Raw genomic sequence first — 22,389 nt, forward strand, 5'->3', positions numbered from 1 at the left:
GGCCTCGGCTATCAGTTGGACGCGGAATCGTCGCTGGTTTTCTTTTTCGCCAGCGGCGGCGTGGCTTTCTTGGCGGCAGCAGCCTTGGCCGGCGTGGCCGGCTTCTTCTTGGCCACGGCGGGCTTGGCCGGCGCTTTCCTGGTGCTGGCGGCCTTCTTGCTCGGGGTCGCCTTCTCAGTCGCAGGCGGCAGCGCCTGCACCTCCTGGGCCGCGAGCATCTGCGAGGCTGGCGGGGTCGGCTGGCTGTACTTGGCGAGCAAGGCGACCATGGTGTCTTGTGGGGTCAGGACCATTTCCACGCGGCGGTTGAGCGAGCGGCCCTGGACGCTGTCATTGGCCGCACGCGGCATCAGCGAGCCCATGCCACGCAGGTTCAGGCGGTCGCGCTGCAAGCCGCTGAGGCGGAAGATCGCCGCCACCGACTGCGCGCGTTCCTGGCTGAGCTTCTGGTTGGCCGGCGCCGCGCCACTGGCGTCGGCATGGCCGAGTACCAGCACCGCCGTGTGTGGGTCGGCTTCCAGCACCTTGGCCACATTGGTGATCGGCGACAGGGTGATCGGCATCAGCATGGTCGGGCGGTTCGGGTTGAAGGTGCTGTCGATCGGCGCGATCACCACCAGCACGTCTTCACGGCGCTCGACGGTGAAGGGGCTGCCCTTGACCGCTTCGCGCAGCTTCGGCTCATTGGCGTCCAGCCAGGCCTGGGTGACCTTGGGATCGGGCATCGGCACTACCGCCGCGGTGGCGACACCGGCCGCCGCCGGTTTTTTCGCTGCGTCACCGAACGGCCACCACCAGCGGCTCTGCTGGTCGGACTGAGCCTCGGATTGCACCACCTTGTCATTGACCGCCTTCTCGACGTCCTTGTCCGCTACCTTTTCGGCGGCATTGTCGGCACCGAACGGCCACCAGCCATGGCCGGCGGCGGCCGTCTGGTTCTGCGGGGTCTGGGCGCACCCGGCGGCAGCCAGGCAAACAGCGAGAGCGAGGGTCTTGTAGGCGGACATGGTGGCTTCCAAAATGAAGTGAAGATAAATCGGGTTAACAAACCCGCATAAACGATTGATTCGAGGGTAGAACAGTCGAGCGAAATACTGAAGACCGTCGGTCGATTCGTCCAGTCGACAGTGTTACCACCGTTTCACCGGGCGGCACTCACAAGCAGCTGCCCAGCACCCTTGCCAGCTTCTGCGCACGAGGGTCCATGAGGATGTAGGGGCCCAGGGTGTTGGTGACGAAACCGAAGGCAACGTCGCGCTCGGGATCGGCAAAGCCCACCGATCCGCCGGCGCCCGGGTGCCCGAAGGCGCGCGGCCCCAGGCCGAAGGTGGCATTGGCCAGGTGCGGCTGGTCGAGCATGCAGCCCAGGCCGAAACGGGTCTGGGTCAACAGGGTGAGGTCCTGGCCGAGGCTGTGCTCGCGGGTCAGTTCGCCGAGCAATTCGGACTCCAGCAGGCTGCCATCGAGCAGCCCACTGTAGAAACCGGCCAGGCTGCGCGCGTTGCCGTGGCCATTGGCGGCGGGTTGTTGCATGCGCCTCCATTCCGGCTTGTTGGTGCTGGTCAGAATCGACGGGGGGTTGGTGAAGGCTCGCGTGGACAGCGCCAACGGCTCGCGCATGGTCACGGCCAGCAGGCGCTTGGCCGCCTCATCGCCGGTATTGCCCTTGCCACGGGCGATGTGGGCGACCCGGTGAAACTCCTCGTCGGCCAGGCCGACGTGAAAGTCCAGGCCAAGGGGCTTGGCCACCCGGGCCACGATCGACTCACCCGGCCCGCGCCCATCGGCGCGGCGCAGCAGCTCGCCGATCAGCCAGCCGTAGGTGATGGCAGCGTAACCATGGGCGCTGCCCGGCTGCCACCAGGGCGTCTCGGCCGCCAGCGCGGCGGTCATGGTCGACCACTGGTACAGCGCTTCGGGGGGTAACGGCTCGCGCACAGCCGGCAGGCCGGCGCGGTGGCTGAGCAATTGGCGCAAGGTGACGTCCTGCTTGCCTGCGGCGGCGAATTCCGGCCAGTAGCGCGCCACCGGCGCGTCGAGTTCCAGTTTGCCCTCGGCCACCAGCTGCAGCGCGGTGACGGCGGCGAAGGGCTTGGTGCAGGAGAACAGGTTGAGGATGGTGTCGGTGTGCCAGGCTTGACTGGCGTCCTTGTCCGCCGTGCCGGCCCAGAGGTCGAGCACGGTTTCGCCGCCGATCTGCACGCACAGGGCAGCACCGCGCTCCTGCGAGTCGTCGAACAGCGCGGCGAAGGCCTCGCGCACGGCTTCGAACTGCAGCTCGAAATGACCCTGAATCTGCATCCTCGAATTCTCCGTGGCGGTGGTTGGCAAATGCCGTGCATTGTTCCAGCTAGCACGGCATTTGTGAACCGCGCGAAGACATCAAGGACGCGGCTTGGCACCTTTGAGCTGGCGGGCCAGGGACACCTGGGTATCCAGGTTGCTCCTGCGCACGGCGGTGATGAAACCGCCCCACGGCACATCGGTGATGCCGACCAGGCCGAAGTGGCCGTTCTCGCCGTCCAGCAGGCGACCGGTGACCGGTTGGTCGAGGTACTGGAACCAGTGGGCGCCGACGATATTGCTGTCGTCGCTGGCGGCCTTGATGAAGCCGGCGTAGGCGGCCCCGCGATCTTCCTCGCGGGCCACCGGCATCAGCCCGGGCCAGAACGGCCCGCGGTCGCTGGAGCCGAAGTGGAACTCAGTGATCAGCACCGGCTTGTCGAGCGCCTTGAGCGCCTGGAAGTCATAGCCGTCCTGCGGTTTGGGGGTGTAGAAGTTGAAGCTGAGCACGTCGCAATACTGCGCGCAGGAGGCCACCGCTTCCGGCGTGCTGGCGGCGAAACGACCGCCAAGCAGGAGATGGTTGGGGTCATGCCACTTCAGCGAGTCGGCGATGATCTTGAAATAGGCATCGGCGAAGGTACGCTGGAAATGCTGCAGGTCGGCCTCGATCTCTGGGTGTTGCGGGTCCGGCAGCGGCGGCTCGAAGCCCGGGTCTTCCATCAGCTCCCAGGCGGGCAGGTCGATGCCCCAGGCCTTGGACAAGCCCTGCTGGTTGCGGTACTTGTCGCGCAACTGCTTGAGGAAGGCGCGCTTGGCCGGCACGTCGGTGGTCAGGCGCAAGGTGCCGTAGGCCAGGGCATAGCGAGCCTTGGGATCGTTGCCGGCGCCGGTCCAGGCCAGCTCGTTGTCGGCGAAGTAGCCGATCAGCCAAGGGTCGTCGCGGTGGTCGCGAGTGGCGATGGCCACGGCGCGCTCGGCGGCCATGGCAAAACGCGGGTCGAACGGATCGGGCATGCGCCCCCACCAGTCCATGCCGGTGCTGATGCTCGCGTAGTCGCCGACGATCGACAGCGGCAAGGTATAGGGCACTCGCTCGTGGTTTTCCAGGCCGCTGTCGCTCCAGTTGCCGACCGTGTTGAAGCCCCAGGCCTGCAGCCGATCGAGGCTGTGCTTCTGCCAGCGTTTGGCATCCAGCCCGGCGGTGCTGCGCCCATAGGTGCGTTCCAGATTGGCGGCGTAGAAGTCGAACCAACGACCGCTATTGAAGCCCATGCCCTGACTGGCGCCACTGCCGGTACGGCTGTCGCTCTGGCCGTAATAGCGGGCCAGCGGCGCCGCACTGTCGGGCAGGCCGCTGAACATCCAGGTGCGGTCCTGGACGTAGGTGCGGCCGCCGTCGGCAGCCATGGCGTTGACCCCGAGCGAGAAGAATGGATGGCCGTCCGGGGTGACCAGCAGCCAGCGACCATCGCGTTTGAGGGTGTGAAAGAAACCGCTGGCCTTCTCGGCGTCGACCGCAGCGATGCCCCCATAACGATCCAGCCCCTGCCTGCCTCGTTCAGCCAGCCAGCCCTTGAGCTGTTGCTGCTCCTTGGCGGCCGCACTCTTGAGCTGTTCGTCACGGGTGATCTTCTCTGGCCACTTGCCGCGGCTGTACTGCCCGTAGGCATCAACGATGTCCGCGTACGCGGCCTTCTGCACGGTATCGTCCTGCAGCGTGCCAAAGCGCTCGATCAGCACGTTCTGCGCCGCTGCGGGCTTGTCCATCGCAATGCTGACCGAAGCGATCCGGGCCAGGGTCGCCTCGCCGCTGCTGCTGGTGAGCAAGGTCCGCTGGCCTTCGTAGACCCATGGCATCGGCGGCCCGGCGCGCATGCCCTGACTGCCCGGCGAATTGGCCATAAGCGGGATGACCAGGGTCTGCGCCGGGCCGGCCGGCATGTCGACACGGCTGGTCAGGGTCTTGCCGTCACTGCTCTGGACGGTCACGTAGAGCGTCTGCGCCCAGTCCTGGGCGCTCTGCACACGCAAGGTGATGGCGCTGCTGCCCGACCAATCCCAGGTGCCGGCCGCAGGCTTGAGGGTGAGCCTGGGCGTGGCCACCGGGTTGAACACCACCCGGCGCAGCACCTCGCCTTCGGCGGTCTGTTCGCCGTTGGCCTGGGGCAGGCTGGTGTCGTCGGTGACCACCTGGACCCCATCGGTCGGGCGCACGAAGTTGAACAGCGTCTGCTGCGGGGCGGGTGCGGCCAGCAATGGCATGGCGCAGATCAGCGAGAACGCTGCAGGCAGAGAACGGCGAAGCATGAGGACTGGAAACTCCTTGTCTCGGGGAATCAGGGTGGCAAAAGCCAGAGCCGGTGATGGGTCAATAGACATCACTGGGTATCGGAACCGTGACGTCCTGATAAAAATAGTTACCAGGACGCCAGGAGCGGTTGTATCAAGAGATTTCCCGACGAAACGGCGGCAGCGCGTCGAGGATCGCCTTGCCATAACGCTGGGTCACCACGCGACGGTCCAGCAGGGTGATGGTGCCGCGGTCCTGCTCGGTGCGCAGCAGCCGCCCGCAGGCCTGAATCAGGCGCAACGAGGCATCGGGCACGGCGATTTCCATGAACGGGTTACCACCACGCGCCTCGATCCATTCGGCCAACGCTGCCTCGACCGGGTCGTCCGGCACGGCGAAAGGAATCTTGGCGATGACCACGTGCTCGCAGTAGGCCCCGGGCAGGTCGACACCCTCGGCGAAGCTGGCCAGCCCGAACAGAACGCTGGAATCGCCGCCATCGACGCGGGCCTTGTGCTTGTTGAGGGTTTCCTGCTTGGACAGGTTGCCCTGGATGAACACCTGCTTGCGCCAGTCGCGCTCCAGGCCGTCGAACACGTCCTGCATCTGCCGCCGCGAGGAAAACAGCACCAGGGTGCCGCGCGAGCCTTCGACCAGCTGCGGCAGCTCGCGAATGATGGCAGCGGTGTGGGCGGCCGCATCACGTGGGTCGGCGCGCAGATCCGGCACCCGCAGCACGCCGGCATCGGCATGGTGGAACGGGCTGGGCACCACCGCCGTAACGGCGGCGCGCGGCAGCCCGGCACGCATGCGGTAGCGATCGAACTTGCCCAACGCGGTCAGCGTGGCCGAGGTCACCAGGGCCCCATGGGCGACGTTCCACAGATTGCGCCGGAGCATTTCGGCGGCGAGGATCGGGCTGGCATTGACCTCGATATCGAACATCGCGCCGCTTTCGGCCAGGGTCAGCCAGCGCGCCATGGGCGGGCTGTCTTGCGGATCTTCGGCGGTAAAGGCAGTCCACAGCTCCCAGTTGCCCTGGGCACGGGCCAGCAGGCTGCCGAACAGCGGGTACCATTCCTCGGCCTGGTGGCTGGCGATGCCGATGTTGACCTCGCCATCCATGCCTTCCTTGAGGAGCTCGGCAAGCCGGGTGAACAGGTCGGTGAGCTTGGAGAAGCCCTTTTTCAGTTCGATGCCCATCTCGCGCATGTGCTCGGGCACCACCCCGCCGACGAAGCGATGGCGCGGCCGCTCGCGCCCTTCCATGTCCTCGCCGGCGCGAAAATCGGCGAGTTGCTCGCAGGCGCTGAACATGAACTGCTGCTGGGTCTTGATCTCCCGCGCCAGCTCCGGCACCTGCTCGATCAGGCGCCCGAGGTCGCCGGGCAGTGGGTGCTGGGCCAGCAACTTGGCGAGGTTCTTGGCGGTTTGCTCAAGCCAGTCGGCGGTGGAACGCAGGCGCGTGTAGTGGGCGAAATGGCCGATGGCCTTGTCTGGCAGGTGGTGACCTTCGTCGAACACATAGATGGTTTCGCGCGGGTCGGGCAACACCGCACCGCCGCCCAGCGCCAGGTCGGCGAGGACCATGTCGTGGTTGGTGACGATGACGTCGACCTTGCCCATGCCTTCACGGGCCTTGTAGAAGGCGCACTGCTGAAAGTTCGGGCAATGGCGATTGGTGCATTGGCTGTGGTCGGTGGTCAGGCGCGACCACTGCTGGTCTTCCAGCGCCTGGGGCCAGCTGTCGCGGTCGCCGTCCCATTTATTGCCGGCAAGCTTTTCGATCATGCTGGTGAACAGTTTCTGGCTGGCCTCGTCGACCTCGATGCGAAAGCCCTCTTCCTCGAACAGCTGCGCGGTGGCCGTCTGGGCGTGGCCCTCCTGAAGCAGCACGTCGAGCTTGGACAGGCACAGGTAGCGGCCACGCCCCTTGGCCAGGGCGAAGGTAAAGTTCAGCCCGCTGTTCTTCATCAGGTCGGGCAGGTCCTTGTAGACGATCTGCTCCTGCAGGGCGACGGTGGCCGTGGCGATCACCAGGCGCTTGCCCGCAGCCTTGGCGGATGGGATCGCAGCCATGCTGTAGGCCACCGTCTTGCCGGTACCGGTGCCCGCCTCGACAGCGACCACGGCCGGGTCGCCACTGCGCCGCCCTTCGTCGTCGACGGCGATATCCCCCAGCACCTTGGCGATTTCAGCGATCATCAGGCGTTGGCCGTAGCGCGGCTTGAGGCTTTTAGCCTCGAGAAAGCGCGTGTAGGCCCCCTGGATCTGGCTTTTGAGTTGATTACTGATCATGGTCGGAAAGCGCGCAAAGGCTGGATAAATTTTCAGTGGTTTTGGTCGGCCGCTATCATACCCCGCTAATCCATCCTGTGCAGAACGGAGATTCCCTTGTCATTCGATGCTTTGCTGTACACCGTGCATTTGCTCGCCGCGTTGATCTGGGTCGGCGGCATGTTCTTCGCCTGGACGATCCTGCGCCCCGCCGCCATTGCAGCGCTGCCGGGGCCGCAACGCCTGCAGTTGTGGGCCCAGGTGCTGCCGCGGTTTTTCGTCTTTGTCTGGCTGGCGGTGGCGATTCTTCCGATAAGCGGCGTCGCCATTGTCCGCATGCGCTTCAGCGGTCTGGAGACCGCGCCGCATTACGTGCAAGTGATGATGGGCTTGTATCTGGTGATGGTCGCGATCTTCCTGCGCATCCAGACCTTGCTGCTGCCGGAGCTGCGCAAGGCGGTGCTGGCCGAGGATTGGCCGGCCGGCGCGGCCGTCATGGGTACGATCCGCCGCTGGGTGGGGGTGAACCTGTTGGTGGGCCTGGCGGTGGTGATGGTGGCGGGGTTGCGGATCTGATCGGCATCCCTGGGTCTTTTTCACGTGGGAGGGGGCGTAGACCCCGAGAGGCCGACAGGCCGGTTTCCTGGACAGCAATCAAAGGCTCGCGGCCTATGCCCGCTCCCAGATCAATAGCCCGCCTCCCCCGCTCACTCAATCGCGCAACAACACAAACTGCCCGGCCGGCCCGGCGGGCCCTGGCTGTCCGGTGAGGCCTGGGTGGCCGGCCTTGCCCGAGTCGGCCTGGTAGATCAGGCAACCCTTGCCCGAGCCGCCCTGGCCCGCCTTGCCTCCCGCACCAGCCAAGCCGCCGGCGCCGCCGTCCACGCGCACCTTGATCTGCTCCTGCGGATAACTGGCGGGAACCTGCAGGCGCACCATGGCGCCGGCCGAGCCCGGATGCCCGTCGGTGCCGTTCTCGCCGTTGTAGCCGCGGCTGGCCGAACCCCATAGGCATCCGGCCGGATCACCATAGGCGCCATCCAGGCCGACGAACCCCGGGGTGCCCGAGCCACCGCGGGCATCAACCGACAGTTCGGCTGCCTGCAGGGCGAAAATCTGCACATCTAGGTCGCGGGCCGGCAAAGGCGGTTTTTCATAGGTACCGGGCGCCCCTCGGGACACGATCTGGCTGCCCGGTTCGAACTCGGCCTGCTGGATGCTCAGGTGCAGCGCATTGGGGTTGGGGACGATGGCGATCCGCGCCTCATGCCCCAGGTGCAGATGGGCCACCTTGAGTTCGGCCAGATTGGCCGGAACCAGCAGGGTGCCGTATTCGGCCACGTCCAGGCGCTGCAGCTGCAGCACCGTGGCGTTGTCCGCCAGGCGCACCAGCGAATTGGCGGCCACTGCGACGTCCTGGGCCATCGCCAGCGGGCACAGCATCGTCGCCAGCAGCCCCAGACCCAGCCGCCCGCGGCCTTGTGCAAATAAGCCCATCATCCCCGCCTCTCCCTGAATTGACTGGGCGCACAGTAACGGCACTGGCAGGGCTTGTACCAGAGGCTCTGGCAATTATTCGATACGATCACTCGATAAAAAGGCCCCGATGCTTGCGCACCGGGGCCTTCACACAACCCAAAGCCATTCGATCAATGACTCAAGTGCAGCTCCACGCGGCGGTTCTGCGCGCGTCCTTCGTCGGTGCCATTGTCGGCCACCGGCTCGCTTTCACCCTTGCCTTCGCTGGACAGCTTGGCAGCTGGCACCTGTTGCGACTCCAGGTAAGTCACCACGCTGGCGGCACGCCGTTCGGACAGCTTCTGGTTGTAGTCATCGCTGCCTACGCTGTCGGTGTGGCCGACCACGCGGATAGCGGTCACGTCATCACCCTTGAGCTTGGGCAGCAAGGCCTGCAATTGGCCGAGTGCCTCGGGGGTGAGGTTGGACTTGTTGAAGTCGAACAGCACCTTGCCACTGGTATCGCGCAAGGTGATCACTTCTTCGTGCTGAGGCGCGACCGGTGCTGGCGCCGCCTTGACCGCCGGCGGATATTGCGGCAACGGGCAGCCGTTATGGCCGACCGGGGTGCCAGGTGGCGTGTGTGGACACAGATCGCGGCGGTCGAACACCCCATCGCCGTCCTCGTCGCCGTCTTGCGCAAAGCAGATCAGGCCGCCGGCTGCGGCGCCCAAAACGGCCCCCGCCCCTGCTGCCACACCACTTCTGATTGCTCCCAGGCCACCACCCACCAGGCCGCCAAGAAGACTGCATACAGGCCAAGTTCGCGAGTTGAGAGGCGCACCACTTTCAGGGGTGGACGCACAACCCGCCAGAACACTGCTGACCAGAAGAACGGGTATCACTGCCCGCGAGAACACTCTCATTATGTATTACTCCTGTGTCGCCGGCCTTGTGCCGGTAACACAGGAGTAAAGCCCGCCTGTCTGAACAAAACAAGGACGAACGGTCGGACATGTGTCAACGCTGTATCAAAATTTCCGTGCGGCGGTTCTGCGCGCGCCCTTCGGCAGTCTTGTTATCGGCCACCGGCTGGCTTTCACCCATGCCCTTGACGGAGACGAACTCGCCGCGCGGCACACCGCCGCTGACCAGGTATTCGGTCACCGAATGGGCACGCTTGTCGGACAGCTTCCTGTTGTAGGCATCGCTGCCGACGCTGTCGGTATGCCCGGTCACGCTGAGCTTGGCCGTCGACGCTTCGCTTTTCAGGCGGGTGGCGATCTTGTCCAGCTGGCTCTTGTCGGACGGAGTCAGCTTTGCCGAATCGAACTCGAAGTGCACATCGCGAATCACGATGGTCTCCTCTTTGGCCGGCACCACCGCCGGCGCCGGCGCCTCTGCCACCGGGGCAGTCGGTGCCGGTGGCGGGCAACCGTCGGCATCGACCGTCACGCCCTTGGGCGTGTGCGGGCATTTGTCGCGGCTGTCCGGCACGCCATCACCGTCTTCGTCGCCATCGCCGTGGGCATAGCACCAACCGGCCGCCACCGCGCCGCCGACCAATGCCCCCGGGCCGATCCAGGCGCCGGTCTTGATGGCGCCCAGCGCAGCGCCGGTCACACCCCCGACAGCGGCGCACATGGGCCAGTCGGTCTTTTGCAAACCCGCACAACCAGTCAACACGCTGGTTAGCAGGACCAGGGGTACAGCTGTCCGAACCATGCTCATCGAGGTCTCTCCTTATGGTCGTCGGCAACGATGCCAACGTTATTGGCCAACGCTCTTTTTGGTCGTCGGCAAGCACACCGACGCACCTGGAGTAAAGACCGCCGATCGGCTATGCGCCAGCATTGAGCCATAACCCTTTTCAAGGCTAGTCTTGCGGGCTATGACGAGGACTTTCGATGACTGAGGCTTTTTCCACGCGAACCCCGCAACAGGCGTTGGCCGCCCTGCTCGACCAGCAGGCGCCGGCCAGCCTGTTGCTGCTCGGCGCCAGCACGTTTCCCGCCCTGCAAGCCTTTGCCCAGGCGCATCCGCAAAGCCGCGTGACCCACGTTGCCCCAGGCCCGCTGCCCCCGGAAGTCGCCGGGCAGCGCTTCGACCTGGCGCTGGCCGTCGACTGCCTGGAACACCTGCCCAAGCGCGACGGCCTGCAACTGCTGGGCGGCATCCGCAACCTCAACGCCAGTCGCATCGCGGTCCTCGCCGACCTGGGTGCCTGCGGCTGGAGCAATACCGACTTCTACTCGCTGGCTCTGCAGGCCAGCGAGCGCTTTGCCCGTGACGGCCAGGTGGTGACCCTCTACACCTACGACGTGCGGGAATACAAACAGGTGCCGGACTGGCTCAACGCCAGGTTCTGGGCCAACCCGGAAAACTTCGGCAAGTATTGGTGGTAGATAGGATGAGTGTCTCGATTTGTCCCTGCGGCAGCGGCAACCTGCTGGACGCCTGTTGCGGGCATTACCACGCCGGGCACCCGGCGCCTGACGCGCGCACCCTGATGCGCTCGCGTTACAGCGCCTATGTGCTGGGTCATATCGATTATCTGGTGGCCACCACCCTGGCGGCGCAACAGGCCGGGCTGGATCGCGACGCCATCGCCCAGTGGAGTGCCCAGAGCACCTGGCTGGGGTTGGAGGTGGAAGGCGCCGAGGTGTTCGGCGGCCAGCCCGAGCATGCCTTCGTCACGTTCAGCGCGCGCTGGCACGACCAGGCGGGAGAGCACTGCCATCGCGAGCGCTCATCCTTCGTCCAGCATCAGGGCCGCTGGTACTTCATCGACCCCAGCGTGCCGCTCAGGGCTGGCCGAAATGACAACTGCCCCTGCGGCAGCACGCAGAAATTCAAGAAATGCTGCGCCAGCTACCTGACGATCCAGCCACCCGCCTATTGAGATGCGCTACTGGATGATCTTCAGGTGCGAGGTGTCCGGCGCGGCCGGCGCCGGCGGTGCCTTGACCTGGCCCATGTCCGCACCGGCCGGGGCGACGCTGAACTGGCCGAGGTCCAGCTGCGGCGCGCGGGCCACGGGCTTGGCTTCCTGCAGGTCGGCGCCGACCGCCGCCATGGGAAAGTCCGGCGCATCGACGGCCACGAACGCCGCCATGTAAACGTCGCGCGGGGTCACCTGGGCCCGCGGCAGTGCCGCAGGTGGTGGCGGTGGCGCGGTCATTTCGATCTCTTCGATTTCTGCGGCCATGGCCACCACCAGCGCCCGGGCTCCGGCGCGCTCCAGGGTGGCGCGGTATTTTTCCGCAGCGGCGTCGTCCAGATTGTTCTTGAGCACCAGGCGGCGCCCGGAGAACAACAGGGCCACGCGATGCTCGTCGGCCTGGAACAACCGCGCCAGATTGCTGCGTACCTGCTCTACGGGGACCCCGGGCACGGTTTCACCGCTGAAAACGATCTCGAAAAGACTCATCACCTGCTCCTGCTCGTCGGCGCCTCATGGGCGAGCTATCGTGGCAGTATGGCGCAGGTTAAATGTTTGCCCAATACGCAGGCCCCGGGAGTCGTGAAAATGATGTCACGCCAGCACTTCGTCAGCGCGCTCTGCCTGCTCGCCCTGCTGCAGCTCTGCGGCTGCTCTACCTGGTTGACCGGCAACTACCAGGACCCGGACCTGCAGCTGGTCAAGGTGGAAGTGGTCAAGGCGCGTCTGCTGGAGCAGCACATCGTGCTGCACTTTCGCATCGACAATCCCAATGACTCCAGCCTGGCGGTACGCAGCCTGACGTATCGAGTGTACCTGGGCGACCTGTTGCTGGCCGACGGCTACAGCGAACAGTGGTTTACCCTGGCGGCCAACCACAGCGGCTATTTCGAAATACCGGTGCGCACCAACCTGTGGGAACACCTGCGCGGGCTGGTCAAACTCATGCGCCATCCCGACCAGCCTGTGCCCTATCGGCTGGAAGGTGAACTGGAAACCGGAATGTTGTTCGGCCATACCCTGCAATTGGCGCGAGTTGGTGAGATAATTCCCGGCAATTTCATTCCGGAGAAACATCGATGACCCAGCAACCCCACGTCCATGGCCCTGATTGCAACCACGACCACGACCATTCGGCGCACACCCATGACCATAGCCATGATCACGGTCACGTGCATGGGCCGCATTGCAACCACGCGCCCCAGGAGCCCGTGCGCAACACCCTCAAGGACGTCGGCCGCAACGATCCCTGCCCGTGCGGCAGCGAGAAGAAATTCAAGAAGTGCCATGGGGCCTGATCGAGGAATGCGCGTCGAAGTGTCCAACAGGGCCACCTTCGGCCGCCTGCGGTGCCTATCGCCCTTGAGTGGGACTTGATGAAATAAACACCCGGCAACGCCTTGCATCGCTCCTGCGGGCTCACTAACGTAGCGCCTTTGCGCCACCACCCCCCGCAGGAGCTTCGCCATGGCCTCGCCAGCCCCCAACCCTACCGCCCCTCGTCTTCGTCGAGCCGCCGCCCTGGTCGCCCTGTTGGGCCTGGCCGGCTGCCAGACCGACGGTCGCGACGCCGACAGCCTGCCGCCTACTACTGGCGTGCAACCGCTCAAGGGCCTGGCGCAGAACGTCTCGGTGCGGCGCAACAGCCTGGGCATGCCGCTGATCGAGAGCAGCACCTTTCACGACGCGCTGTTTGCCCAGGGTTATGTCAACGCCAGCGATCGCATCGAACAAATGGTCCGCATGCGCCTGCTGGCCCAAGGCCGGCTCGCGGAAATGCTCGGCCCGGACGCACTGGACGTCGACCGCCTGATGCGCTCGATCAACCTCAAGCGCAGCGCCGACCAGCTCTATGAAGCCTCTTCGCCGCGCCTCAAGCGGTTCTTCGAGGTGTACGCACGCGGGGTCAACGCCTACCTGTTCCGCTACCGCGACAACTTGCCCAAGGACCTCGCCGACAGCGGCTACCGCCCCGAGTACTGGAAACCCGAAGACTCGGCACTGGTGTTCAGCCTGCTCAGCTTCAACCTCTCGGTGAACCTGCGCGAAGAAATTTCGGCGCTGGTGCTGGCGCAGAAGGTCGGGGCCGACAAGCTCGCCTGGCTGCTGCCGACCTACCCCGATGAACCTCTGCCGCAAGGCGAAGCCGACAAGCTCAAAGGCATCAGCCTGGCCAGCCAGCTCCCTGGCTTGAGCAAGCTGGACGACACCTCGGCACAACTGAGCGCGCTGAGCCTGACCGGCAGCGGCAACGCCAGCAACTGGGCCATCGCCCCGCAGCAGGCGCGCGCCGGCCAAAGCCTGCTGGCCGCCGACATGCAACTGCCGACGCGCCTGCCAGGGCTTTGGAACACGCTGCAGATACGTGCACCGAAATATCAGGTGGCCGGCCTGTCGCTGGCCGGCATCCCGGGGGTGCTGAGCGGTTTCAACGGCAAGCTGGCCTGGAGCCTGAGCGCCGTGCGCGGTGACAACCAGGATCTCTACCTGGAAAAGCTCAAGAGCGAAGGCAACCGCCTGATGTATCAGGTCAATGGCCAATGGCAGCCGCTGGCCGCACACAATGAGACCTATTTCATCAAGGGCCAGCGGCCGGTGCGCGAGATCGTCTACGAAACCCGCCACGGCCCGCTGCTCGACCTCGCCGTCAATGGCGTGCGCGCCGGTCAGACCGGCTACGCCCTGGCCTTGCAACTGCCCGATGGCAAGGACGACAAGAGCCTCGACGCGCTGTTCGACCTGTCCCGTGCGCAATCCATGGAGCAGGCCTCGGATGCCAGCCGCGAGGTGCATGCGCTGGCTGCCAACATCGTCTTCGCCGATGCCGGCAACGTCGGCTGGCAGGTCACCGGCCGCTACCCCAACCGCCGCGACGGCCTTGGCCTGGTGCCTTCGCCAGGCTGGGAGAACCAGTACGACTGGGACGGCTACGCCGACCCGATGCTGTTCCCCTACGACCAGAACCCGACTCAGGGCTGGGTCGGCACCGCCAACCAGCGCACCGTGCCCCATGGCTATGGCATGCAGCTGTCCAACTCCTGGGCCGCACCGGAGCGGGCCGAACGCCTGGCGCAGCTGGCCTCGGCGAGCAAGCAGGACAGCCGCAGCAGCATTGCCATGCAGTACGACCAGACCACCCTGTTTGCCGCCAAGCTGAAGAAGATGTTCGAAGCACCCGGAATGGCGCAGCCGCTCAAGCAGGCGATCGAACGCCTGCCCGAGGCCGACCGGGCCAAGGCGCGCGAAGCCTACAGCCGCTTGCTGGCCTTCGATGGACGCCTGACGCCGACCTCCGCCGATGCGGCGGTGTACGAGCTGTTCCTGCAGCAGAGCGCCCGGCAGATCTTCCTCGACGAGCTGGGGCCGCAAGACAGCCCGAGCTGGAAGGCCTTCGTCGCCAACGCCGGACTGTCCTGGTCGGCCCAGGCGGACCACCTGCTGGGCCGCGAGGACAGCCCGTTCTGGGATGACGTGGGCACCGCGCAGAAGGAAGACAAGCCGGCCATCCTGGCCCGCAGCCTGGCCGCCGCCATGACCGCCGGCGACGCGCAACTGGGCGCCGACCACAAGGCCTGGCAATGGGGCCGCCTGCACACCTACAACTGGCTGGCGCTGGACGGCAAGCCCCTGCGCCCGGCGATCGAGGCCGGTGGTGACCAGAGCACGCTCAATGGCGCCGGCTATGCCTGGGGCAGCGACTTCACGGTGAACAGCGCCTCTTCGCTGCGCATGATCGTCGACTTCGCGCAGAACGAACCAATGATGGTGCAGAACGCCGGCGGCCAGTCCGGCAACCCGGCCAGCCCCAACCATGCCGACGGCATCGATCCATGGCTGAAGGCGCAGTACGTGCCGATTCCGCTGCAGTTGCAGAACTACGAGCGGGCCTACGGGGTGAAGCGGCTGACGCTGGTGCCGGCCAAGTAATCGGCCCTGGCTGTAAAAAGCTCGGAGTTTTTGCCTCCGAGCTGCGCAGGCCCGCAGCGGCAATGAACGAATTGCTGCCCTGCTCCCTCAAAACCGACAAGTCCCCCATCCAGGTTGAGCCATGGACCTTGTCGTCGCCCGCCCCGAAGGCCTGTACTGCACCGCCGGCGATTTCTACATCGACCCGTGGCGCCCGGTGGAGCGTTCGGTCATCACCCATGCCCATGGCGACCACGCCCGCACCGGCAACCAGCACTATCTGGCGGCGGCGCCCGGCGAGGGCATCCTGCGCTCGCGGCTGGGCCAGGACATCAACCTGCAGACCCTGGCCTATGGCGAACGCCTCAAGCACCACGGCGTGACCCTGAGTTTCCATCCGGCCGGCCACGTACTCGGCTCGGCCCAGGTGCGCCTGGAATACGAAGGCGAAGTCTGGGTCGCCTCGGGCGACTACAAGGTCGAGCCCGATGGCACCTGCGCGCCGTTCGAGCCGGTGCGCTGCCACACCTTCATCACCGAATCGACCTTCGGCCTGCCGATCTACCGCTGGCAGCCACAGGCGCAGATCTTCGAGGAGATCAACCAGTGGTGGCGCGCCAACGCCGCCGCCGGCAAGGCCAGCGTGCTGTTCGCCTATTCGTTCGGCAAGGCGCAGCGGATCCTGCACGGTATCGACGCCAGTATCGGCCCCATCCTGGTGCACGGCGCGGTCGAGCCGCTGAACCGGGTGTACCGCGAAGCCGGTATCCATATTCCCGAAACCCAATACGCCGGTGATTTCAAGAAGACCGATCCGGCGCTGCGCTCGGCCCTCATCCTGGCGCCACCCTCGGCCGGCGGCAGTACCTGGATGCGCCGCTTCGGCGAGTTCAGCGACGCCTTCGCCAGCGGCTGGATGCGCCTGCGCGGCAGCCGCCGGCGGCGCGGCGTGGACCGCGGTTTCATCCTCTCCGACCACGCGGACTGGCCCGGGCTGCTCTGGGCCATCGAAGCGACCGGCGCCGAGCGGGTCATGGTGACCCACGGTTCGGTGGCCATCCTGGTGCGTTATCTGCGGGAAATGGGCCTCGACGCCGCCGGCTTCAGCACCGAATACGGCGACGAGGAAGACGCCGCTGTCAGCGAGGAGCCGGCCCCATGAAAGCCTTCGCCGAGCTCTACGCGCGCCTCGACGCCACCACCTCCAGCAACGCCAAGCTGGCGGCCCTGCAGGACTACTTCAGCCAGGCGGCGCCGGCCGACGCGGCCTGGGCGGTGTACTTTCTGGCCGGCGGTCGGCCGCGCCAACTGGTGCCGTCGCGGCTGTTGCGCGAGCTGGCGGTGCGTATGTCCGGCCTGCCCGAATGGCTGTTCGAGGAGAGCTACCAGGCGGTCGGCGACATGGCCGAGACTTTCTCCCTGCTGCTGCCGGAAAACCCCCACAGCTCCGATGCCGGCCTGGCCTTCTGGCTCGAGGAACGGCTGTTGCCCTTGCGCGGCCTGCCACCCGAGGAGTTGACCGAACGCCTGCCGCCGCTGTGGGCGCAGCTCGATCAGCAGAGCCTGATGGTCTGCCTCAAGCTCATCACCGGCAGCTTTCGCGTCGGCGTGTCAAAGCTGCTGGTGACCCGGGCCCTGGCGCAGATGGCCGAGCTTGACAGCAAGCGCGTGGCGCAACGGCTGGTCGGCTACACCGACCTGTCGCATCGGCCCACTGCCGAACGCTACCTCAAGCTGATCGCCGCCGAGTCCGCCGACGAACATGCTCAACGCGGCGGCCAGCCCTACCCGTTTTTCCTGGCCCATTCGCTGCAACAGCCGGTGGAGCAATTCGAGGCCTTGATAGGCCCCAGCGACGCGTGGCAGGTAGAGTGGAAGTGGGACGGCATCCGCGCGCAACTGGTCAAGCGCGACGGCCGTCTGTGGATCTGGTCGCGCGGCGAGGAGCTGGTGAGCGACCGCTTTCCCGAGTTGCATTCGCTGACCGAAGCACTCCCTGACGGCACGGTGATCGACGGCGAGATCGTGGTCTGGAAGGCCAGCGAAGTCGGCCGCGCGCCTTCGGTGCAGCCATTCGCGCTGCTGCAGCAACGCATCGGCCGCAAGACCCTGGGCAAGAAGATTCTCGAGGAAGTACCGGTCGCGGTACTGGCCTACGACCTGCTCGAATGGCAGGACCATGATTGGCGCAGCCGCCCGCAGCAGGAGCGCCGCGCGCAACTGGAGCAAGTCGTGGCGCAGGCCGCCGACCCCGGCCTGCAGTTGTCGCCGTTGCTCAGCGGGGACTCCTGGGCCGACCTCGCCCGCCAGCGCGAGGCATCGCGCAGCCTGGGCGTCGAGGGCATGATGCTCAAGGCCCGCGACTCGCTGTATGGCGTGGGCCGCACCAAGGACATGGGCGTCTGGTGGAAGTGGAAGGTCGACCCGTTCAGCGTCGACGCCGTACTCATCTATGCCCAGGCCGGCCACGGCCGCCGCGCCAGCCTCTACACCGACTACACCTTCGCGGTCTGGGACAACCCGCCGGGCAGCCCTGAGCGCACCCTGGTGCCTTTCGCCAAGGCCTACTCGGGGCTGACCGACGAAGAAATGCGCAAGGTCGACGCCATCGTGCGCAAGACCACCGTGGAGAAGTTCGGCCCGGTGCGCAGCGTCACCCCGACCCTGGTCTTCGAGCTGGGTTTCGAGGGGATTGCCCTGTCAAAACGTCATAAAAGCGGCATTGCCGTACGTTTTCCGCGCATGTTGCGCTGGCGACTGGACAAACCCGTCGACGAAGCCGACAGTCTCGCCACCTTGCAGGATTTGCTGAGCTGACGCACCATTGTGGGTCGCGCTCCAGGGTGTGACCGATTATGGGCATGAGCGCCAGCAGCCCTCGCCTGCCGCATTCCATTAAAACGATCGTTTGTGGACTATGGTGCGAAAATTGCTGTCGGAATCGAGTCTGGCATTTGCCGGTAACGAGCGTCGCGTGCCCCGCACGCATCTAAATGGTTTTAAGGACTGCACAATGAAAAAAGCATTGCTGACCCTTTCTGCGCTGGCCCTGGCTTTCTCCGCCGCAGGCGCCATGGCCAAGGACTACAAGGAATTGCGTTTTGGGGTCGATCCGTCCTACGCGCCCTTCGAATCGAAAGCCGCCGACGGTAGCCTGGTAGGCTTCGACATCGACCTGGGCAACGCCATCTGCGCCGAGCTGAAGGTCAAGTGCAAATGGGTCGAAAGCGATTTCGACGGCATGATTCCTGGCCTCAAAGCCAACAAGTTCGACGGCGTGATCTCGTCGATGACCGTGACCGAAGCTCGCGAGAAGGTCATCGACTTCTCCGCCGAACTGTTCTCCGGCCCGACCTCGCTGGTCTACAAGAAGGGCTCGGGCATCAGCGCCGACGTTGCTTCGCTCAAGGGCAAGACCGTCGGCTACGAGCAGGGCACCATCCAGGAAGCCTACGCCAAGGCCGTACTGGACAAGGCCGGGGTGACCACCAAGGCCTACGCCAACCAGGACCAGGTCTACGCCGACCTGACCTCCGGCCGTCTCGACGCCTCCGTGCAGGACATGCTGCAAGCCGAACTGGGCTTCCTGAAATCGCCAGCCGGCGCCGACTACGAAGTCAGCAAGCCGATCGACGACCCACTGCTGCCAGCCAAGACCGCCGTTGGTATAGCCAAAGGTAACAAGGAGCTGAAAGCACTGCTGGACAAGGGTATCAAAGCGTTACACGCCGATGGCACCTACGACACCATCCAGAAGAAGCACTTCGGTGATCTGAACCTGTACAGCGGCAAGTAATATCTTGTGACAACGCCCACGGCTCGCAAGAGCGTGGGCGTTTTTTCGACCGGCAAAGGCCTGATTCATGTTCGATGACCTTTTGCAGCACCTGGGGCTCGCCGCGTTCAGCTTGAAGGGCTTCGGCCCGTTGCTGCTGCAAGGCACCTGGATGACTCTCAAATTATCCATCCTGTCGCTGTTGGTGAGCGTTGTGCTCGGCCTGCTCGGCGCCAGTTCGAAATTGTCGAGCGTCGCGCTGCTGCGCGTGCCGGCGCAGCTGTACACCACCCTGATTCGCGGCGTTCCCGACCTGGTGCTGATGCTGCTGATCTTCTACAGCCTGCAGACCGGGCTGACCAGCCTGACCGATGCGCTGGACTGGGATTACATCGAGATCGACCCGTTCGCCGCCGGGGTCATCACCCTGGGCTTCATCTACGGCGCCTATTTTACCGAGACCTTTCGCGGGGCGATTCTCGCCGTGCCGCGCGGGCAACTGGAAGCCGCCACCGCCTATGGCCTGAGCCGCAAACAGCGCTTTCGCTTCGTGATCTTCCCGCAAATGATGCGCTACGCCCTGCCGGGCATCGGCAACAACTGGATGGTCATGCTCAAGGCCACCGCGCTGGTATCGATCATCGGCCTGGCCGACCTGGTCAAGGCTGCCCAGGATGCCGGCAAGAGCACCTATCAGCTGTTTTACTTCCTGGTCCTTGCGGCCGTGATCTACCTGTTGATTACCAGCGCCTCGAACTTCGTGCTGCGCAGACTTGAACGCCGTTACAGTGCCGGCACCCGGGAGGCCGTACGATGATCGAACTCTTGCAGGAATACTGGCGCCCATTCCTTTATTCCGACGGCCAGCACATCACCGGCCTGGCCATGACCCTGTGGCTGCTGAGCGCGGCGCTGCTGTTCGGTTTTTTGGTGTCCATCCCGCTGTCCATCGCCCGCGTTTCGCCACGTGCCTACGTGCGTTGGCCCGTGCAGTTCTACACCTACCTGTTCCGCGGCACGCCGCTGTATATCCAGCTGCTGATCTGCTACACCGGCATCTACAGCATCGCCGCCGTGCGTGAACAGCCGCTGCTCAATGCGTTCTTCCGCGACGCCATGAACTGCACCATCCTGGCCTTTGCCCTGAACACCTGCGCCTACACCACGGAGATCTTCGCCGGGGCGATCCGCAGCATGAACCACGGCGAAGTCGAAGCGGCCAAGGCCTACGGCTTGCGCGGCTGGAAGCTGTACGCCTACGTGATCATGCCGTCGGCGCTGCGCCGTTCGCTGCCGTTCTACAGCAACGAAGTGATCCTGATGCTGCACTCCACCACCGTAGCCTTCACCGCCACCGTGCCGGACATCCTCAAGGTGGCGCGGGACGCCAACTCGGCGACCTTCCTGACCTTCCAGTCGTTCGGGATCGCCGCACTGATCTACCTGACCATCACCTTCACCCTGGTTGGCCTGTTCCGTCTGGCCGAACGCCGCTGGCTGGCGTTCCTCGGCCCGGCGCACTGAGGCAAGCATGGACCATCGCATTCATGATCTGCTGGCACCGGTGCCCGGCACCGCGCGGCAGATCCACAGCTTTCACTACGGCCCGCAGAACGCTGGCGGCAAGGTCTACATCCAGGCCTCGCTGCACGCCGACGAACTGCCGGGCATGCTGGTGGCCTACCACCTGCGCCAACGGCTCGGCGAGCTGGAAGCGGCCGGCAAGCTCAACAGCGAAATCGTCGTGGTCCCGATCGCCAATCCGGCAGGCCTCGAACAGGTGCTGATGGACACGCCACTGGGCCGCTACGAGCTGGAAAGCGGGCAGAACTTCAACCGTCTGTTCGTCGACCTGAGCGACGAGGTGGCCACCGAAGTCGAGCCACTGCTGGGCCAGGATGCCACTGCCAACGTGCAGATCATCCGCCAGAGCCTTGGCGCGGCGCTGGCCCGCCAGGTGCCGGCAACTCAGCTGCAATCCCAGCGCCTGGTCCTGCAGCGCCTGGCCTGCGATGCCGACATGGTGCTCGACCTGCACTGCGACTTCGAGGCCGTGGAGCACCTGTACACCACCCCCGAGGCCTGGCCCAAGGTCGAGCCGCTGTCGCGCTACCTGGGCTGCCAGGCCAGCCTGCTGGCGACCGACTCGGGCGGGCAGTCGTTCGACGAGTGCTTCACCCTGGTCTGGTGGCACCTGCAGCAGCGCCTGGGCGAGCGCTTCGCCATCCCCATGGGCAGTTTCTCGGTGACCCTCGAGCTGCGCGGCCAAGGCGATGTCAACCACGCGCTGGCCACTCGCGATTCGTTGGCAATTCTCAACTATCTGGTGCAGTACGGCGCCATTGCCGGCGATGCCGAGCCATTGCCGCAGGCGCTGTACCCGGCCACACCGCTGGCCGCCGTGGAACCGGTGGCCACCGCCGTGGGTGGGCTGCTGGTGTTCTGCGCGCTGCCGGGCGAATACCTGGAAGCCCATCAGCTGATCGCCGAAATCATCGACCCGGTGACCTGCCAGGTCACGCCGGTGTTCAACCAGTTCGCGGGCCTGCTTTACGCCCGCTCGTTGCGGCGCATGGCCACCGCCGGCATGGTCATCGCCCATGTGGCCGGCCGTGAAGCCTACCGCAGCGGTTACCTACTTTCGCCTTGAGGACCTTCGCCCCATGTACAAACTGACCATCGACGGCCTGCACAAGAGCTATGGCGACAACCAGGTGCTCAAAGGCGTCTCGCTCAAGGCGAAAACCGGCGACGTGATCAGCCTGATCGGCGCCAGCGGCTCGGGCAAGAGTACCTTCCTGCGCTGCATCAATTTCCTCGAACAACCCAACGACGGCGCCATGAGCCTGGACGGCAAGCAGGTCCGCATGGTGCAGGACGCCGGCGGCATGCGCGTGGCCGACGCCGACGAACTGCAGCGCATCCGCACCCGCCTGGCCATGGTGTTCCAGCATTTCAACCTGTGGAGCCACATGACCGTGCTGGAGAACATCACCATGGCCCCGCGCCGGGTGCTGGGCATCGGCAAGCAGGAAGCCGAGGACCGCGCGCGCCGCTACCTGGACAAGGTCGGGCTGCCGGCGCGGGTCGCCGAGCAGTACCCGGCTTTTCTTTCCGGCGGCCAGCAGCAGCGCGTGGCTATCGCCCGCGCGCTGGCCATGGAGCCTGAGGTGATGCTGTTCGACGAACCGACCTCGGCCCTGGACCCGGAGCTGGTGGGCGAAGTGCTGAAAGTGATCCAGGGCCTGGCCGAGGAAGGCCGCACCATGATCATGGTCACCCACGAAATGAGCTTCGCCCGCCAGGTCAGCAGCCAGGTGATCTTCCTGCACCAGGGCCTGGTGGAAGAAGAAGGCGCCCCGGCCGACGTGCTGGGCAACTGCAAGAGTGAGCGGCTGCGTCAGTTCCTCAGCGGCAACCTGAAGTGAGCGTTGCAGACGGCCTCCCTTAGGCCGT

At 65.4% G+C, this 22,389-nt stretch carries 21 protein-coding genes; 13 read left to right on the forward strand and 8 right to left on the reverse strand.

The genetic code is table 11. The features are described 5' to 3' along the window. Positions 1-11: 11 nt before the first annotated feature. From SFA35_RS20715 to dinG, 4 genes are all read right to left on the reverse strand, one after another. Entirely contained in the window at positions 12-1,007 is a 996-nt protein-coding gene (locus tag SFA35_RS20715) for an OmpA family protein (protein ID WP_320572381.1), read from the reverse strand. A 148-nt stretch (positions 1,008-1,155) separates the two neighbouring features. Further along, positions 1,156-2,301: a serine hydrolase domain-containing protein gene (locus tag SFA35_RS20720; RefSeq protein WP_320572382.1), complete on the reverse strand. Its 1,146-nt coding sequence runs from the start codon at positions 2,299-2,301 to the stop codon at positions 1,156-1,158. A gap of 81 nt (positions 2,302-2,382) precedes the next feature. Next, positions 2,383-4,593 (reverse strand): beta-agarase, encoded by a 2,211-nt coding sequence (locus SFA35_RS20725; protein ID WP_320572383.1) that lies wholly within the window; start codon positions 4,591-4,593, stop codon positions 2,383-2,385. Positions 4,594-4,729: 136 nt separating this feature from the next. Next, positions 4,730-6,874, reverse strand: a complete 2,145-nt coding sequence (dinG, locus tag SFA35_RS20730; RefSeq protein WP_320572384.1) for an ATP-dependent DNA helicase DinG — start codon at positions 6,872-6,874, stop codon at positions 4,730-4,732. A gap of 96 nt (positions 6,875-6,970) precedes the next feature. On the opposite strand from dinG, the gene SFA35_RS20735 reads away from it, so the two are divergent. Beyond that, positions 6,971-7,429 carry a CopD family protein gene (locus tag SFA35_RS20735; RefSeq protein WP_320572385.1) on the forward strand — a complete coding sequence of 153 codons (459 nt, stop codon included), beginning with the start codon at positions 6,971-6,973 and terminating at the stop codon, positions 7,427-7,429. A gap of 135 nt (positions 7,430-7,564) precedes the next feature. Here SFA35_RS20735 and SFA35_RS20740 read toward each other — a convergent pair whose 3' ends face one another. From SFA35_RS20740 to SFA35_RS20750, 3 genes are all read right to left on the reverse strand, one after another. After that, the gene (locus tag SFA35_RS20740) at positions 7,565-8,350 is read right to left on the reverse strand and encodes a collagen-like protein (RefSeq protein WP_320579154.1); all 786 of its coding nucleotides are present in this window, start codon (positions 8,348-8,350) and stop codon (positions 7,565-7,567) included. Positions 8,351-8,502: 152 nt separating this feature from the next. Next, complete coding sequence (locus SFA35_RS20745) at positions 8,503-9,237, reverse strand: OmpA family protein (RefSeq protein ID WP_320572386.1); 735 nt, start codon at positions 9,235-9,237, stop codon at positions 8,503-8,505. Positions 9,238-9,331: 94 nt separating this feature from the next. After that, positions 9,332-10,042 (reverse strand): OmpA family protein, encoded by a 711-nt coding sequence (locus SFA35_RS20750; protein ID WP_320572387.1) that lies wholly within the window; start codon positions 10,040-10,042, stop codon positions 9,332-9,334. A gap of 176 nt (positions 10,043-10,218) precedes the next feature. Between SFA35_RS20750 and SFA35_RS20755 the strand changes: the two genes are divergently transcribed. Together SFA35_RS20755 and SFA35_RS20760 are read left to right on the forward strand one after the other, a co-directional pair. After that, positions 10,219-10,716: a DUF6231 family protein gene (locus SFA35_RS20755; protein ID WP_320572388.1), complete on the forward strand. Its 498-nt coding sequence runs from the start codon at positions 10,219-10,221 to the stop codon at positions 10,714-10,716. 5 nt (positions 10,717-10,721) lie between these two features. Beyond that, positions 10,722-11,213 carry a YchJ family protein gene (locus tag SFA35_RS20760; RefSeq protein ID WP_320572389.1) on the forward strand — a complete coding sequence of 164 codons (492 nt, stop codon included), beginning with the start codon at positions 10,722-10,724 and terminating at the stop codon, positions 11,211-11,213. A 6-nt stretch (positions 11,214-11,219) separates the two neighbouring features. Here SFA35_RS20760 and SFA35_RS20765 read toward each other — a convergent pair whose 3' ends face one another. After that, positions 11,220-11,741 (reverse strand): hypothetical protein, encoded by a 522-nt coding sequence (locus SFA35_RS20765; protein ID WP_320572390.1) that lies wholly within the window; start codon positions 11,739-11,741, stop codon positions 11,220-11,222. A gap of 99 nt (positions 11,742-11,840) precedes the next feature. On the opposite strand from SFA35_RS20765, the gene SFA35_RS20770 reads away from it, so the two are divergent. From SFA35_RS20770 to SFA35_RS20815, 10 genes are all read left to right on the forward strand, one after another. Continuing rightward, positions 11,841-12,335 carry an LEA type 2 family protein gene (locus SFA35_RS20770; protein ID WP_320572391.1) on the forward strand — a complete coding sequence of 165 codons (495 nt, stop codon included), beginning with the start codon at positions 11,841-11,843 and terminating at the stop codon, positions 12,333-12,335. Further along, positions 12,332-12,550, forward strand: a complete 219-nt coding sequence (locus tag SFA35_RS20775) for an SEC-C metal-binding domain-containing protein (protein ID WP_320572392.1) — start codon at positions 12,332-12,334, stop codon at positions 12,548-12,550. Before SFA35_RS20770 ends, SFA35_RS20775 begins: the two co-directional genes overlap by 4 nt. 169 nt (positions 12,551-12,719) lie before the next feature. After that, on the forward strand, positions 12,720-15,179 hold the full coding sequence (locus SFA35_RS20780; RefSeq protein ID WP_320572393.1) for a penicillin acylase family protein: 2,460 nt from the start codon (positions 12,720-12,722) through the stop codon (positions 15,177-15,179). Positions 15,180-15,300: 121 nt separating this feature from the next. Beyond that, a complete protein-coding gene (locus tag SFA35_RS20785; protein ID WP_320572394.1) occupies positions 15,301-16,320 on the forward strand; it encodes a ligase-associated DNA damage response exonuclease in 1,020 nt (339 codons plus the stop codon). Continuing rightward, a complete protein-coding gene (locus tag SFA35_RS20790) occupies positions 16,317-17,975 on the forward strand; it encodes an ATP-dependent DNA ligase (RefSeq protein WP_320572395.1) in 1,659 nt (552 codons plus the stop codon). The genes SFA35_RS20785 and SFA35_RS20790 overlap by 4 nt, the downstream gene beginning before the upstream one ends. 196 nt (positions 17,976-18,171) lie before the next feature. Further along, the gene (locus SFA35_RS20795; protein WP_320572396.1) at positions 18,172-18,954 is read left to right on the forward strand and encodes a transporter substrate-binding domain-containing protein; all 783 of its coding nucleotides are present in this window, start codon (positions 18,172-18,174) and stop codon (positions 18,952-18,954) included. 67 nt (positions 18,955-19,021) lie between these two features. After that, positions 19,022-19,750, forward strand: coding sequence for an ABC transporter permease (locus SFA35_RS20800; RefSeq protein WP_320572397.1), 729 nt, complete (start codon positions 19,022-19,024; stop codon positions 19,748-19,750). Then, on the forward strand, positions 19,747-20,457 hold the full coding sequence (locus SFA35_RS20805) for an ABC transporter permease (protein ID WP_320572398.1): 711 nt from the start codon (positions 19,747-19,749) through the stop codon (positions 20,455-20,457). The genes SFA35_RS20800 and SFA35_RS20805 overlap by 4 nt, the downstream gene beginning before the upstream one ends. Before the next feature lie 7 nt (positions 20,458-20,464). Next, positions 20,465-21,583 (forward strand): succinylglutamate desuccinylase/aspartoacylase family protein, encoded by a 1,119-nt coding sequence (locus SFA35_RS20810; protein ID WP_320572399.1) that lies wholly within the window; start codon positions 20,465-20,467, stop codon positions 21,581-21,583. Positions 21,584-21,596: 13 nt separating this feature from the next. Then, complete coding sequence (locus tag SFA35_RS20815; protein ID WP_320572400.1) at positions 21,597-22,361, forward strand: ABC transporter ATP-binding protein; 765 nt, start codon at positions 21,597-21,599, stop codon at positions 22,359-22,361. Positions 22,362-22,389 lie beyond the last annotated feature (28 nt).

This window comes from Pseudomonas sp. HR96, assembly GCF_034059295.1.
GTDB lineage: Bacteria > Pseudomonadota > Gammaproteobacteria > Pseudomonadales > Pseudomonadaceae > Aquipseudomonas.

Excerpts from the sequence above, each read along its gene's own strand:
- SFA35_RS20800 (WP_320572397.1), top strand. The coding sequence starts at position 19,022 with ATGTTCGATGACCTTTTGCAGCACCTGGGGCTCGCCGCGTTCAGCTTG.
- dinG (WP_320572384.1), bottom strand. The coding sequence starts at position 6,874 with ATGATCAGTAATCAACTCAAAAGCCAGATCCAGGGGGCCTACACGCGC.
- SFA35_RS20740 (WP_320579154.1), bottom strand. The coding sequence starts at position 8,350 with ATGGGCTTATTTGCACAAGGCCGCGGGCGGCTGGGTCTGGGGCTGCTG.
- SFA35_RS20745 (WP_320572386.1), bottom strand. The coding sequence starts at position 9,237 with ATGAGAGTGTTCTCGCGGGCAGTGATACCCGTTCTTCTGGTCAGCAGT.
- SFA35_RS20765 (WP_320572390.1), bottom strand. The coding sequence starts at position 11,741 with ATGAGTCTTTTCGAGATCGTTTTCAGCGGTGAAACCGTGCCCGGGGTC.
- SFA35_RS20785 (WP_320572394.1), top strand. The coding sequence starts at position 15,301 with ATGGACCTTGTCGTCGCCCGCCCCGAAGGCCTGTACTGCACCGCCGGC.
- SFA35_RS20790 (WP_320572395.1), top strand. The coding sequence starts at position 16,317 with ATGAAAGCCTTCGCCGAGCTCTACGCGCGCCTCGACGCCACCACCTCC.
- SFA35_RS20810 (WP_320572399.1), top strand. The coding sequence starts at position 20,465 with ATGGACCATCGCATTCATGATCTGCTGGCACCGGTGCCCGGCACCGCG.
- SFA35_RS20720 (WP_320572382.1), bottom strand. The coding sequence starts at position 2,301 with ATGCAGATTCAGGGTCATTTCGAGCTGCAGTTCGAAGCCGTGCGCGAG.
- SFA35_RS20795 (WP_320572396.1), top strand. The coding sequence starts at position 18,172 with ATGAAAAAAGCATTGCTGACCCTTTCTGCGCTGGCCCTGGCTTTCTCC.
- SFA35_RS20775 (WP_320572392.1), top strand. The coding sequence starts at position 12,332 with ATGACCCAGCAACCCCACGTCCATGGCCCTGATTGCAACCACGACCAC.
- SFA35_RS20770 (WP_320572391.1), top strand. The coding sequence starts at position 11,841 with ATGATGTCACGCCAGCACTTCGTCAGCGCGCTCTGCCTGCTCGCCCTG.
- SFA35_RS20780 (WP_320572393.1), top strand. The coding sequence starts at position 12,720 with ATGGCCTCGCCAGCCCCCAACCCTACCGCCCCTCGTCTTCGTCGAGCC.
- SFA35_RS20725 (WP_320572383.1), bottom strand. The coding sequence starts at position 4,593 with ATGCTTCGCCGTTCTCTGCCTGCAGCGTTCTCGCTGATCTGCGCCATG.
- SFA35_RS20815 (WP_320572400.1), top strand. The coding sequence starts at position 21,597 with ATGTACAAACTGACCATCGACGGCCTGCACAAGAGCTATGGCGACAAC.
- SFA35_RS20760 (WP_320572389.1), top strand. The coding sequence starts at position 10,722 with ATGAGTGTCTCGATTTGTCCCTGCGGCAGCGGCAACCTGCTGGACGCC.
- SFA35_RS20750 (WP_320572387.1), bottom strand. The coding sequence starts at position 10,042 with ATGAGCATGGTTCGGACAGCTGTACCCCTGGTCCTGCTAACCAGCGTG.
- SFA35_RS20755 (WP_320572388.1), top strand. The coding sequence starts at position 10,219 with ATGACTGAGGCTTTTTCCACGCGAACCCCGCAACAGGCGTTGGCCGCC.
- SFA35_RS20805 (WP_320572398.1), top strand. The coding sequence starts at position 19,747 with ATGATCGAACTCTTGCAGGAATACTGGCGCCCATTCCTTTATTCCGAC.
- SFA35_RS20715 (WP_320572381.1), bottom strand. The coding sequence starts at position 1,007 with ATGTCCGCCTACAAGACCCTCGCTCTCGCTGTTTGCCTGGCTGCCGCC.